The sequence below is a fragment of the Bizionia hallyeonensis genome (assembly GCF_042657385.1).
In the GTDB taxonomy this organism is placed as follows: Bacteria; Bacteroidota; Bacteroidia; order Flavobacteriales; family Flavobacteriaceae; genus Algorimicrobium; species Algorimicrobium hallyeonense.
The window spans coordinates 37,223-49,130 of sequence record NZ_JBHSLA010000007.1 but is presented as its reverse complement, the minus strand read 5'-3'; the positions used below and the strand labels follow the sequence as shown (position 1 = coordinate 49,130).

General features: G+C 36.1%; 23 protein-coding genes. All 23 read left to right on the top strand.

Features of this window, described 5'->3' with window-relative positions; translation table 11 throughout:
* Window positions 1-50: 50 nt before the first annotated feature.
* The 23 genes from rpsL to rpmD all read left to right on the top strand — a co-directional run bounded on the left by rpsL (window position 51) and on the right by rpmD (window position 11,902).
* Window positions 51-425, top strand: coding sequence for a 30S ribosomal protein S12 (gene rpsL, locus ACFPH8_RS14395; protein WP_014782632.1), 375 nt, complete (start codon window positions 51-53; stop codon window positions 423-425).
* Between the two features lie 23 nt (window positions 426-448).
* Window positions 449-925, top strand: coding sequence for a 30S ribosomal protein S7 (gene rpsG / locus ACFPH8_RS14390; RefSeq protein ID WP_066252497.1), 477 nt, complete (start codon window positions 449-451; stop codon window positions 923-925).
* 3 nt (window positions 926-928) lie between these two features.
* Window positions 929-3,055, top strand: a complete 2,127-nt coding sequence (gene fusA, locus ACFPH8_RS14385) for an elongation factor G (RefSeq protein ID WP_376862036.1) — start codon at window positions 929-931, stop codon at window positions 3,053-3,055.
* An 11-nt stretch (window positions 3,056-3,066) separates the two neighbouring features.
* Complete coding sequence (gene rpsJ / locus ACFPH8_RS14380; protein ID WP_010181931.1) at window positions 3,067-3,372, top strand: 30S ribosomal protein S10; 306 nt, start codon at window positions 3,067-3,069, stop codon at window positions 3,370-3,372.
* 169 nt (window positions 3,373-3,541) lie between these two features.
* Window positions 3,542-4,159: a 50S ribosomal protein L3 gene (gene rplC / locus ACFPH8_RS14375; RefSeq protein ID WP_066252500.1), complete on the top strand. Its 618-nt coding sequence runs from the start codon at window positions 3,542-3,544 to the stop codon at window positions 4,157-4,159.
* A complete protein-coding gene (gene rplD / locus ACFPH8_RS14370) occupies window positions 4,159-4,788 on the top strand; it encodes a 50S ribosomal protein L4 (protein WP_248398042.1) in 630 nt (209 codons plus the stop codon). Before rplC ends, rplD begins: the two co-directional genes overlap by 1 nt.
* A gap of 7 nt (window positions 4,789-4,795) precedes the next feature.
* A complete protein-coding gene (gene rplW / locus ACFPH8_RS14365) occupies window positions 4,796-5,086 on the top strand; it encodes a 50S ribosomal protein L23 (protein ID WP_066252504.1) in 291 nt (96 codons plus the stop codon).
* A gap of 16 nt (window positions 5,087-5,102) precedes the next feature.
* Complete coding sequence (rplB, locus tag ACFPH8_RS14360) at window positions 5,103-5,930, top strand: 50S ribosomal protein L2 (protein ID WP_248398045.1); 828 nt, start codon at window positions 5,103-5,105, stop codon at window positions 5,928-5,930.
* A 3-nt stretch (window positions 5,931-5,933) separates the two neighbouring features.
* Window positions 5,934-6,212, top strand: a complete 279-nt coding sequence (rpsS, locus tag ACFPH8_RS14355; RefSeq protein WP_092209853.1) for a 30S ribosomal protein S19 — start codon at window positions 5,934-5,936, stop codon at window positions 6,210-6,212.
* 6 nt (window positions 6,213-6,218) lie between these two features.
* Window positions 6,219-6,626, top strand: a complete 408-nt coding sequence (rplV, locus tag ACFPH8_RS14350; protein WP_376862025.1) for a 50S ribosomal protein L22 — start codon at window positions 6,219-6,221, stop codon at window positions 6,624-6,626.
* 6 nt (window positions 6,627-6,632) lie between these two features.
* Window positions 6,633-7,352 (top strand): 30S ribosomal protein S3, encoded by a 720-nt coding sequence (rpsC, locus tag ACFPH8_RS14345; protein ID WP_066252512.1) that lies wholly within the window; start codon window positions 6,633-6,635, stop codon window positions 7,350-7,352.
* Between the two features lie 20 nt (window positions 7,353-7,372).
* Window positions 7,373-7,792, top strand: coding sequence for a 50S ribosomal protein L16 (rplP, locus tag ACFPH8_RS14340; protein ID WP_066252514.1), 420 nt, complete (start codon window positions 7,373-7,375; stop codon window positions 7,790-7,792).
* A 13-nt stretch (window positions 7,793-7,805) separates the two neighbouring features.
* Window positions 7,806-7,997 (top strand): 50S ribosomal protein L29, encoded by a 192-nt coding sequence (rpmC, locus tag ACFPH8_RS14335; protein WP_066252517.1) that lies wholly within the window; start codon window positions 7,806-7,808, stop codon window positions 7,995-7,997.
* A gap of 12 nt (window positions 7,998-8,009) precedes the next feature.
* Window positions 8,010-8,267 carry a 30S ribosomal protein S17 gene (rpsQ, locus tag ACFPH8_RS14330; protein WP_248398050.1) on the top strand — a complete coding sequence of 86 codons (258 nt, stop codon included), beginning with the start codon at window positions 8,010-8,012 and terminating at the stop codon, window positions 8,265-8,267.
* A 2-nt stretch (window positions 8,268-8,269) separates the two neighbouring features.
* A complete protein-coding gene (rplN, locus tag ACFPH8_RS14325) occupies window positions 8,270-8,638 on the top strand; it encodes a 50S ribosomal protein L14 (protein ID WP_066252521.1) in 369 nt (122 codons plus the stop codon).
* 11 nt (window positions 8,639-8,649) lie between these two features.
* Window positions 8,650-8,961 (top strand): 50S ribosomal protein L24, encoded by a 312-nt coding sequence (rplX, locus tag ACFPH8_RS14320; RefSeq protein ID WP_066252580.1) that lies wholly within the window; start codon window positions 8,650-8,652, stop codon window positions 8,959-8,961.
* Between the two features lie 2 nt (window positions 8,962-8,963).
* The gene (gene rplE / locus ACFPH8_RS14315) at window positions 8,964-9,515 is read left to right on the top strand and encodes a 50S ribosomal protein L5 (protein ID WP_248398052.1); all 552 of its coding nucleotides are present in this window, start codon (window positions 8,964-8,966) and stop codon (window positions 9,513-9,515) included.
* Window positions 9,516-9,518: 3 nt separating this feature from the next.
* Window positions 9,519-9,788: a 30S ribosomal protein S14 gene (rpsN, locus tag ACFPH8_RS14310; protein ID WP_248398054.1), complete on the top strand. Its 270-nt coding sequence runs from the start codon at window positions 9,519-9,521 to the stop codon at window positions 9,786-9,788.
* Window positions 9,789-9,855: 67 nt separating this feature from the next.
* The gene (gene rpsH, locus ACFPH8_RS14305; RefSeq protein ID WP_066252528.1) at window positions 9,856-10,254 is read left to right on the top strand and encodes a 30S ribosomal protein S8; all 399 of its coding nucleotides are present in this window, start codon (window positions 9,856-9,858) and stop codon (window positions 10,252-10,254) included.
* A 19-nt stretch (window positions 10,255-10,273) separates the two neighbouring features.
* Complete coding sequence (rplF, locus tag ACFPH8_RS14300; RefSeq protein WP_248398056.1) at window positions 10,274-10,816, top strand: 50S ribosomal protein L6; 543 nt, start codon at window positions 10,274-10,276, stop codon at window positions 10,814-10,816.
* 10 nt (window positions 10,817-10,826) lie between these two features.
* Window positions 10,827-11,183: a 50S ribosomal protein L18 gene (rplR, locus tag ACFPH8_RS14295; protein ID WP_248398059.1), complete on the top strand. Its 357-nt coding sequence runs from the start codon at window positions 10,827-10,829 to the stop codon at window positions 11,181-11,183.
* 6 nt (window positions 11,184-11,189) lie between these two features.
* Window positions 11,190-11,714, top strand: coding sequence for a 30S ribosomal protein S5 (gene rpsE / locus ACFPH8_RS14290; RefSeq protein ID WP_248398061.1), 525 nt, complete (start codon window positions 11,190-11,192; stop codon window positions 11,712-11,714).
* Window positions 11,715-11,719: 5 nt separating this feature from the next.
* On the top strand, window positions 11,720-11,902 hold the full coding sequence (rpmD, locus tag ACFPH8_RS14285; RefSeq protein ID WP_066252537.1) for a 50S ribosomal protein L30: 183 nt from the start codon (window positions 11,720-11,722) through the stop codon (window positions 11,900-11,902).
* Window positions 11,903-11,908: the final 6 nt, after the last annotated feature.

Genomic DNA, 11,908 nt, shown 5'->3' with positions numbered 1-11,908 from the left:
ACCTTTGCAGCCCTCAAATGAGAGGTTAAACATAAATTATATAGAAATATATGCCAACAATTTCACAATTAGTACGTAAAGGAAGAACCAAAATAACCAAGAAGAGTAAATCGGTTGCTTTAGATTCGTGTCCACAAAGACGTGGAGTATGTACGCGTGTTTACACTACTACACCTAAGAAACCAAATTCTGCAATGCGTAAAGTTGCAAGGGTAAGGTTAACAAATGGTAAAGAAGTAAATGCCTACATCCCAGGAGAAGGACACAACCTACAAGAACACTCGATAGTATTGGTTAGAGGTGGAAGGGTAAAAGATTTACCAGGAGTTAGATATCACATTGTACGTGGTGCCTTAGACACAGCAGGTGTTGCAGGTAGAACGCAACGTAGATCTAAGTATGGTGCAAAACGCCCTAAAAAGTAATTAAAAAACTTTAAGAAGAAGACATGAGAAAAAGAGCAGCAAAAAAGAGACCGCTTTTACCAGATCCACGTTTTAACGATCAGTTAGTAACTAGATTCGTAAACATGATGATGTGGGATGGTAAGAAGTCAGTAGCTTTTAAAGTGTTTTACGATGCAATTGATATCGTAGAAGAAAAGAAAACAGATGATGAGAAAACTGCACTAGAAATGTGGAAAGATGCTTTATCTAATGTGATGCCTCACGTAGAAGTACGTAGTCGTCGTGTTGGTGGTGCTACATTCCAAATTCCTATGCAAATCCGTCCAGACCGTAAAGTTTCTACTGCAATGAAATGGCTAATTAGCTATTCGCGTAAGAGAAATGAAAAATCAATGGCGCAGCGTTTAGCTTCAGAAATTTTAGCAGCAGCTAAAGAAGAAGGAGCAGCGGTTAAAAAGCGTGTTGATACACATAAAATGGCCGAAGCAAATAAAGCATTCTCACACTTTAGATTTTAAGAAATGGCAAGAGATTTAAGATTAACAAGAAATATAGGAATTGCTGCTCATATTGATGCTGGTAAAACAACAACAACAGAGCGTATTCTTTTTTATACGGGAGTATCACACAAAATTGGAGAAGTACACGATGGTGCTTCTACAATGGACTGGATGGAGCAAGAAGCGGAAAGAGGTATTACAATTACGTCTGCAGCTACAACTTGCGAATGGGTATTTCCTAAAGAGAATGGAGAGCCTACAGCTGAAGCTCAAGGTTACCATTTTAATATTATTGACACTCCTGGTCACGTAGATTTTACTGTTGAAGTAAATCGTTCATTACGTGTATTAGATGGTTTAGTATTCTTATTTAGTGCGGTTGATGGTGTTGAGCCTCAATCTGAAACTAACTGGAGACTTGCAGATAACTATAAAGTGCCTCGTATTGGTTTCGTTAATAAAATGGACCGTCAGGGATCTAACTTTTTAGGTGTTTGTCAGCAAGTAAAAGACATGTTAAAATCTAACGCAGTGCCAATCGTTTTAAACATTGGTGAAGAAGGAGATTTTAAAGGTATTGTAGATTTAGTTAAGAATAGAGCCATTGTTTGGCACGATGACAATTTTGGATCTACATTTGATGTTGTTCCAATTCCTGAAGATATGAAAGACGAAGTACGTAAATATCGTGCTTTGTTAATCGAGGAGGTTGCAAGTTATGATGAGAACTTATTAGAGAAATTCATGGAGGATGAAGACTCTATTACAGAGGACGAAGTGCACGCTGCACTGAGAGCTGCTGTAATGGATATGGCTATCATTCCTATGGTTTGTGGTTCTTCGTTTAAAAATAAAGGGGTTCAGTTTTTATTAGATGCTGTATGTCGTTATTTACCATCTCCAATGGATAGAGAAAGTGTTATAGGTACAAACCCTGAAACAGACAAAGAAGAAAGACGTAAGCCTAGTGTTAAAGAACCTTTTTCAGCTTTAGCATTTAAAATTGCAACAGATCCATTCGTAGGTCGTTTAGCATTCTTCCGTGCCTATTCAGGACGTTTAGATGCTGGTTCTTATATCTTGAACAACCGTTCAGGTAAAAAAGAACGTATTTCACGAATCTACCAAATGCACGCCAATAAGCAAAATGCTATCGATTTTATTGAAGCAGGTGATATTGGAGCGGCAGTAGGATTTAAAGATATTAAGACTGGTGATACCATGTCTGATGAGAAACATCCAATTGTTTTAGAATCTATGGACTTCCCAGATCCAGTAATTGGTATTGCTGTGGAGCCAAAAACGAAAGCAGATGTTGATAAAATGGGTATGGCTTTAGCTAAATTAGCTGAAGAGGATCCAACATTTACAGCTAGAACAGACGAGAATTCAGGGCAAACTATTATATCAGGAATGGGTGAGCTTCACTTAGATATTATTGTAGATCGTTTACGTCGTGAGTTTAAAGTAGAGGTGAATCAAGGTGAGCCTCAAGTAGAATATAAAGAAGCTATTACAGCTGCAGCAGACCATAGAGAAGTTTATAAAAAACAATCTGGTGGTCGTGGTAAATTTGCTGATATCGTATTTACGGTGGAACCAGCAGATGAAGGTGTCGTAGGTCTTCAGTTTGAATCTATTATTAAAGGTGGTAACGTTCCTAAAGAATTTATCCCTTCTATTGAAAAAGGATTCAAAATGGCTATGGTAAATGGTCCTTTAGCTGGATATGAAATCGATTCTATGAAAGTGACATTGAAGGATGGATCTTACCATGATGTGGATTCGGATCAATTATCATTCGAATTAGCAGCTAAATTAGGATTTAAAAATTGTGCAAAAGCGGCTAAAGCTGTTATAATGGAACCAATCATGAAATTGGAGGTGATTACACCAGAAGAAAACATGGGTGATATTGTAGGAGATTTAAACCGTCGTCGTGGACAAATGAGTGATATGGGTGATAGAGCAGGTGCAAAAACTATTAAAGCCACTGTTCCTTTATCTGAAATGTTTGGATATGTTACCACATTAAGAACATTGTCATCAGGACGTGCAACATCAACAATGGAATTTTCACACTATGCTGAAACACCTTCTAATATTTCAGAAGAGGTTATAAAAGCTGCTAAAGGTATTGAATCGTAAATCTTAAGAAAATGAGTCAAAAAATTAGAATAAAATTAAAGTCTTACGATCACAATTTAGTAGACAAGTCTGCTGAAAAGATTGTAAAAACAGTAAAAAGTACAGGTGCAGTTGTAACGGGACCAATTCCATTACCAACACACAAGAAAATTTTCACTGTATTGCGTTCTCCACACGTTAACAAGAAGTCTAGAGAACAATTTCAATTAAGCTCTTACAAGCGTTTACTTGATATTTACTCGTCTTCTTCAAAAACAATTGATGCTCTAATGAAGCTAGAGTTACCAAGTGGTGTAGAAGTAGAGATCAAAGTTTAGTTATAAGCTTACATGTCCTTAACGATTGGTTAGGGAAAAACGGAAAAATACAATTCAAGGCTGAAACGTATTTTTCAGCCTTGAATATTTTACGGGTGAGTCGCGAATCATCCATAAACAAACAAGCAGGACAAATCGCGAGTTGTCCATAATATAATAAAGAAAAATTATGTCTGGGTTAATTGGAAAAAAAATCGGTATGACCAGCATCTTCGATGAAAATGGAAAAAACATTCCATGTACAGTAATCGAAGCTGGACCATGTATCGTTACCCAAGTCAGAACTGAAGAAGTTGACGGTTATAGTGCTGTACAACTTGGTTTCGATGACGCGACAGAAAAAAGCGCTACTAAAGCGGACCTAGGTCACGCTAAAAAAGCAGGAACTTCTGTAAAACGCAAGATCGTTGAATTTAAAGGTTTTGATAAGGAGTACAAATTAGGTGATGCAATAACAGTTGAGCATTTTGCTGAAGGAGAGTTCGTAGATATTTCTGGGACATCTAAAGGTAAAGGATTTCAAGGTGTTGTTAAACGTCATGGTTTTGCTGGTGTGGGTCAAGCTACTCACGGTCAACACAACCGTTTAAGAGCTCCTGGTTCTATTGGTGCGGCTTCATATCCTGCAAGAGTATTTAAAGGAATGAAGATGGCAGGAAGAATGGGAACTGATCAAGTAAAAGTTGAAAATTTAAGAGTTTTAAAAGTAGTTGCTGAAAAGAACCTACTAGTTGTTAAAGGATGTGTTCCTGGACATAAAAACGCTTATGTAATTATTAGAAAATAATGAAAGTAGCAGTTTTAGATTTAAACGGAAAAGACACAGGAAGACAAGTTGACTTGTCTAAAGATGTGTTTGCTATTGAGCCTAATAATCATGCGGTTTATTTGGATGTTAAACAATATTTAGCAAACCAAAGACAAGGGACTCATAAAGCAAAAGAACGTGCAGAAATTTCTGGTAGTACACGTAAAATAAAGAAACAAAAAGGAACAGGTACAGCGCGTGCTGGTAGTATAAAATCTGGTCTTTTTAAAGGTGGTGGACGTATGTTCGGACCTAGACCTAGAAACTATAGCTTTAAGTTAAACAAAAATGTGAAACGATTAGCTCGTAAATCTGCTTTATCAATTAAAGCAAACGAGAAATCAATCGTAGTTTTAGAGGACTTTAATTTTGAGTCTCCAAAAACAAAAAACTTCACAGCAGTTTTAAAAGCTTTAGACCTAGTCAATAAAAAATCTCTCTTTGTGTTGGGTGCTTCAAATAATAATGTATATTTGTCGTCACGCAATTTAAAAGGTTCTGAAGTTATAACTAGCTCGGAAATAAGTACTTACAAGATTTTAAATGCAAATCAAGTAGTGCTTTTAGAGAGTTCTTTAGAAGGAATTGTAACGAATTTAAGTAAATAAGAAACAGATGAACATCTTAATTAAACCTATAATCACAGAAAAAGCGACTGCTAATAGCGAGTTAAGAAACTGCTATACTTTCGCGGTGAATACCAAGGCGAACAAGGTAGAAATCAAAAAAGCGGTGGAAGCTGCTTATGGCGTTTCTGTTGAAAAAGTTCGTACTATTAATGTCCGTCCAGATAGAAGTACTAAGTTTACAAAAACTGGTATTCAACATGGTAAAACAAATGCTGTTAAAAAGGCAATTGTACAACTGGCGGAAGGTGAAATGATTGATTTATACAGTAACATGTAATTAAAGACAACAAAAAATGTCAGTAAGAAAATTAAAACCAATCACACCAGGACAGCGATTTAGAGTAGTAAATGGTTACGACGCCATTACTACTGATAAGCCGGAGAAAAGTTTATTAGCTCCGAAAAAAAGGTCTGGTGGTAGAAACAGTCGCGGAAAAATGACTATGCGCTACATAGGTGGTGGTCATAAGAAAAGGTATCGTATTATCGATTTTAAACGTAACAAAACTGGAATTCCAGCTGAAGTTAAGTCTATCGAGTATGATCCAAACAGAACAGCGTTTATTGCGTTGTTAAACTATCAAGATGGAGAGAAAGCGTATATCATTGCTCAAAATGGTTTACAAGTAGGTCAGACTATTGTTTCCGGAGACAGCAATGTAGCTCCAGAAGTTGGTAATGCTATGCCACTATCTCAAATTCCATTAGGAACTATTATTTCTTGTGTAGAATTACGTCCAGGTCAAGGAGCTGTTATGGCTAGAAGTGCTGGAACATTTGCACAGTTAATGGCTAGAGGTGATAAATTTGCATCTATAAAATTACCATCAGGTGAAACACGTTTAGTGTTAATTACTTGTATGGCTACAATAGGTGTTGTATCTAATTCAGATCATCAATTGTTAGTATCAGGTAAAGCTGGTAGATCAAGATGGTTAGGAAGAAGACCTCGTACAAGACCAGTAGTGATGAACCCAGTCGATCACCCAATGGGTGGTGGTGAAGGTAAATCTTCAGGTGGTCATCCACGTTCTAGAAATGGTATACCTGCTAAAGGTTATAGAACCCGTTCTAAAACAAAAGCGAGTAATAAATATATTGTAGAACGTAGAAAGAAATAAGACATGTCAAGATCATTAAAAAAAGGACCTTACGTTCATTATAAATTAGAGAAGAAAGTGGCTTCCAATGTGGAGGGTAACAAAAAAACGGTAATCAAAACGTGGTCTAGAGCCTCAATGATTACACCAGATTTTGTTGGTCAAACAATTGCAGTACATAACGGACGTCAGTTTGTTCCTGTTTATGTAACTGAAAACATGGTAGGGCACAAATTAGGAGAATTTTCACCAACACGATCTTTTAGAGGTCATGCAGGTGCTAAAAATAAAGGTAAAAAGTAGTAAGCTATGGGAAGTCGTAAAAAACAAATGGCAGACGCTATTAAGGAAGCAAAAAAGGAAATCGCTTTTGCAAAACTTAATAACTGTCCTACATCACCGAGAAAAATGCGTTTAGTAGCCGATTTAGTAAGAGGTGAACGCGTAGAAAAAGCGCTTAATATTTTAAAATTTAGCTCAAAAGAAGCATCAGGTCGTTTAGAGACTTTGTTATTGTCTGCCATTGCAAACTGGCAAGCGAAGAACGAAGATGCAAGTATTGAAGATGCTGAATTATTTGTTAAGGAGATCCGTGTAGATGGTGGCTCAATGTTAAAGAGATTGCGTCCAGCACCACAAGGTCGTGCACACAGAATTAGAAAACGTTCAAACCACGTAACAATCGTAGTTGGAGCTAACAATAACACACAAGCTTAAATAGATATGGGACAAAAAACAAATCCAATCGGAAATCGTTTAGGAATTATCAGAGGATGGGAATCTAACTGGTACGGAGGAAACGATTATGGTGATAAACTTGCCGAAGACGATAAGATCAGAAAGTACGTTCATGCACGTCTATCTAAAGCTAGTGTTTCACGAGTAATTATTGAGCGTACGCTTAAACTTGTAACCGTTACTATCACAACGGCTCGTCCTGGGATCATTATTGGTAAAGGCGGTCAAGAGGTAGACAAGTTAAAGGAAGAGCTTAAAAAGATTACTGGTAAAGAAGTTCAAATAAATATATTTGAAATTAAAAGACCGGAACTTGATGCGTTTTTAGTTGCATCTAGTGTGGCTCGTCAAATTGAAAATCGTATCTCATACAGACGTGCGATTAAGATGGCCATTGCTGCAACTATGAGAATGAATGCTGAAGGAATCAAAATTCAAATTAGTGGACGTTTAAACGGAGCTGAAATGGCACGTAGCGAACACTACAAAGAAGGACGTATTCCTTTATCAACCTTTAGAGCCGATATTGACTATGCTTTAGTTGAAGCACACACTACTTATGGTAGATTAGGTGTTAAAGTATGGATCATGAAAGGTGAAGTATATGGTAAAAGAGAACTTTCTCCGCTTGTTGGATTATCTAAAAAGCAAGGAAAAGGTGGACGTGGTGGAAACAGAGATTCAAAACCTCGTCGTAGAAAGTAATCGTTTAAAGAAAAGAAAGAATGTTACAGCCTAAAAGAACAAAATTTCGTAAGCAACAAAAAGGACGTATGAAAGGTAATGCCGGAAGAGGGCATTTACTATCTAGCGGAACCTTTGGTATAAAATCAATGGACACAAGCTTTGTTACAGCACGTCAAATTGAAGCAGCACGTATTGCCGCTACACGTTTCATGAAGAGAGAAGGATCTATCTGGATTAAAATTTTTCCAGACAAGCCTATTACAAAGAAACCTCTTGAAGTACGTATGGGTAAAGGTAAAGGTGCCGTGGAATATTGGGTAGCAGTAGTTAAGCCAGGTCGCGTACTTTTTGAAGTAGGTGGTGTACCACTAGACGTTGCAAAGGAAGCATTACGATTGGCAGCACAGAAATTGCCAGTTAAAACTAAATTTATAATCGCTAGAGATTACGAAGCATAATTTATTTGATACTATGAAACAATCAGAAATTAAAGAATTATCTGTAGCCGAGTTACAAGAGAAACTTGGTGAGACAACAAAGAGTTATTCAGAAATGAAAATGGCTCATGCAATTTCGCCTCTAGAAAATCCAATTCAGTTGCGTTCTGCAAGAAGAACCGTAGCAAGAATTGCGACAGAATTAACCAAAAGAGAATTACAATAATTCTGCAGAAAGATGGAAACAAGAAATTTAAGAAAAGAACGTGTAGGAATTGTTACTAGTAATAAGATGCAGAAATCTATTGTGGTAGCTGAAGTTAAGAAAGTAAAACATCCTATGTATGGAAAATTCGTGTTGAAAACAAAGAAATATGTTGCACACGATGAAACGAACGATTGTAACGTTGGAGATACTGTAAAGATCATGGAAACACGACCTATGAGTAAATCTAAATGTTGGAGATTAGTTGAAATAATTGAAAGAGCGAAGTAATTATGTTACAGACTGAATCAAGATTAAAAGTAGCTGATAACACCGGAGCGAAAGAGGTTTTAACCATTCGTGTACTAGGTGGTACTAAAAGAAGATACGCTTCTGTAGGAGACAAAATAGTTGTTTCCGTTAAAGATGCAACACCTAATGGAAGCATTAAAAAAGGTGCTGTTTCTACTGCAGTTGTCGTACGTACTAAGAAAGAAGTAAGAAGACCAGACGGATCTTATATTAGATTTGATGATAACGCATGTGTTTTATTAAACCCAACGGGTGAAATGAGAGGAACACGTGTATTTGGTCCTGTTGCTAGAGAACTTCGTGATAAACAATTCATGAAAATTGTATCATTAGCACCTGAAGTGCTTTAATGAAAAATAAAATGACAAAGCTTAAAATTAAATCAGGAGATACCGTAAAAGTTAATGCTGGAGACCATAAAGGATCTGAAGGTAAAGTACTAAAGGTATTAATAGATAAGAACAAGGCGATTGTTGAGGGTGTGAACATGGTGAAAAAACATATGAAACCAAGTGCACAAAGTCCTCAAGGAGGAATCGTTGAAAAAGAAGCAGCTATTCATATTTCTAACTTGTCTTTATTAACCGCTAAAGGTGAAGAGACACGTGTAGGATATAGAATGGAAGGCGACAAAAAAGTGAGATTTTCTAAAAAATCAAATGAAGTAATATAGTTATGGGATATACACCGAGACTTAAAGAAGAGTACAACAGCAGAATAATTGCAGCTCTTAAGGATGAATTTGGTTATAACAATGTTATGCAAGTGCCTAAACTACAAAAGATAGTATTATCTAAAGGTGTAGGTGCAGCAGTTGCAGACAAAAAGTTAATTGACCACGCAGTGGAAGAATTAACGACTATAACAGGACAACGTGCAATAGCAACCATCTCAAAAAAGGATGTTGCATCATTTAAATTACGTAAAGGAATGCCAATTGGTGCTAAAGTAACTTTACGTGGTGAGAAAATGTACGAATTTTTAGATCGTTTAGTAACTTCAGCTTTACCACGAGTAAGAGATTTTAATGGTGTTAAAGCAACCGGTTTTGACGGTAGAGGAAACTACAATTTAGGAATTACAGAACAAATTATCTTTCCAGAAATTGACATTGATAAAGTGAATAAAATTTCAGGTATGGATATTACTTTTGTAACCAATGCGGATACTGATAAAGAAGCAAAATCACTATTAACCGAATTAGGATTACCTTTTCAAAAAAATTAAGATATGGCTAAAGAATCAATGAAAGCCCGTGAGGTAAAGAGAGCAAAAACAGTAGCTAAATATGCTGAAAAGCGCAAAGCTTTAAAAGAAGCTGGCGATTATGAAGCACTACAAAGGTTACCAAAAAATGCCTCGCCTGTGCGTCAACATAACCGTTGTAAGCTTACAGGAAGACCTAAAGGTTATATGAGAACATTTGGTATTTCTCGTGTAATGTTTAGAGAAATGGCTAACCAAGGTTTAATACCTGGTGTTAGAAAAGCAAGTTGGTAAAAAATATTAATTGGTTTCAGGTTTAATCCTAAAAAAGATTGAAAACCGTTACCGCAAATTTATAATTATGACTACAGATCCAATCGCGGATTATTTAACACGAATTAGAAATGCTGTGAGTGCAAACCACAGAGTAGTAGAAATACCTGCTTCTAATTTAAAGAAAGAAATCACTAAAATATTATTCGATCAAGGATATATTTTAAGTTACAAGTTTGAAGATTCAGCTGTACAAGGAACTATTAAAATAGCCCTTAAATACAACAAGGAAACGAAAGAACCTGTAATTAAGAAGATTCAAAGAATAAGTAAACCAGGTTTACGTAAGTACGCAAGTTCAAAAGAGCTTCCTAGAATTCTTAATGGTCTTGGTATTGCTATTGTTTCTACATCACATGGTGTAATGACAGGCAAACAAGCACAAAGAGATAATGTAGGAGGTGAAGTACTTTGTTACGTTTACTAATTAAAAAAGACTATAGAACATGTCAAGAATAGGTAATAACCCAGTAGTAATTCCAGCAGGAGTTACAGTTGAAATCAACAATAACGTGGTTACAGTTAAAGGAAAATTAGGTGAATTATCACAAGAATTTTCTGATGTAACAATTAAAGTTGAAGAAGGAAATGTTATAGTTGAGCGTTCTTCTGATAAGAAAAACGAAAAAGCAAAACATGGTCTTTATAGATCACTTATCAATAATATGGTTGAAGGTGTATCTAATGGATGGACAAAAAATTTAGAGTTAGTAGGTGTTGGATATAGAGCAAGTAATCAAGGTCAGAAACTTGATTTAGCTTTAGGTTTTTCTCATAACATAGTATTAGACATTGCTCCAGAAGTAAGTGTTGAAACTATTTCAGATAAAGGTAAAAATCCAATCATTAAATTAACTTCTCATGATAAACAACTTGTTGGTCAAGTAGCTGCTAAAATTCGCGGCTTTAGACCACCTGAGCCTTATAAAGGAAAAGGTGTGAAGTTTGTTGGCGAAGAATTAAGAAGAAAAGCAGGTAAATCAGCTTAATAAGTAAGTTATGGCATTAACAAAGAACGAAAGACGATTAAGAATAAAAAGCAGAGTTCGTAAGGTAGTTTCTGGTACAGAAGCTAGACCAAGATTATCTGTTTTCAGAAGCAATAAAGAAATTTATGCACAAGTTGTAGATGACGTGACTGGTAAAACTATCAGTGCAGCATCTTCAAGAGATAAGGACATTAGTTCTGCAAAAGGTACAAAAGCAGAGGTTGCTACATTAGTAGGAAAATCTGTTGCTGAAAAAGCCCTTAAAGCGGGTGTAGATACTATTTCTTTTGATAGAGGTGGATATTTATATCATGGAAGAGTAAAATCATTAGCAGAAGGTGCTAGAGAAGCAGGACTTAAATTTTAAGAAATTATGTATCAAAAATACAAAAGCGCAGAGCTAGTAAAACCAAGTGGATTAGATCTTAAAGATCGTTTAGTTGGAGTACAGAGAGTTACAAAAGTAACTAAAGGTGGTAGAGCATTCGGATTTTCAGCAATTGTTGTTGTTGGAAATGAAGCAGGTGTCGTTGGTCAAGGATTAGGTAAATCTAAAGATGTGGCTAGTGCAATTGCAAAAGCAATTGAAGATGCTAAGAAAAATTTAGTGCGTATCCCTATTGTAAAAGGAACGTTACCACACGAACAAAAAGGTAAATATGGTGGAGCAAGAGTAAACATTATTCCTGCGGCTCCTGGTACAGGAGTTATTGCTGGTGGAGCTGTGAGAACAGTTTTGGAAGCAGTAGGAGTTCATGATGTATTATCAAAATCTCAAGGTTCATCTAACCCACATAACGTTGTAAAAGCAACTTTTGATGCATTATTGCAATTAAGAGACGCTAAAACAATTGCTCGTGATAGAGGTATTTCTCTTGAAAAAGTATTTAAAGGATAAGAACGATGGCAAAGATAAAAGTAACAAAAGTTAAAAGCGCAATCAATCGTACATTAAGACAAAAAAGAACTTTAGAAGCTCTTGGTCTTAAAAAAATTGGTCAAGTTGTAGAGCACGAAGCCTCACCAAATATCCTTGGTATGGTAGCTAAAGTTTCACATTTAGTTTCTGTTGAAGAAACAAAATAAAATACT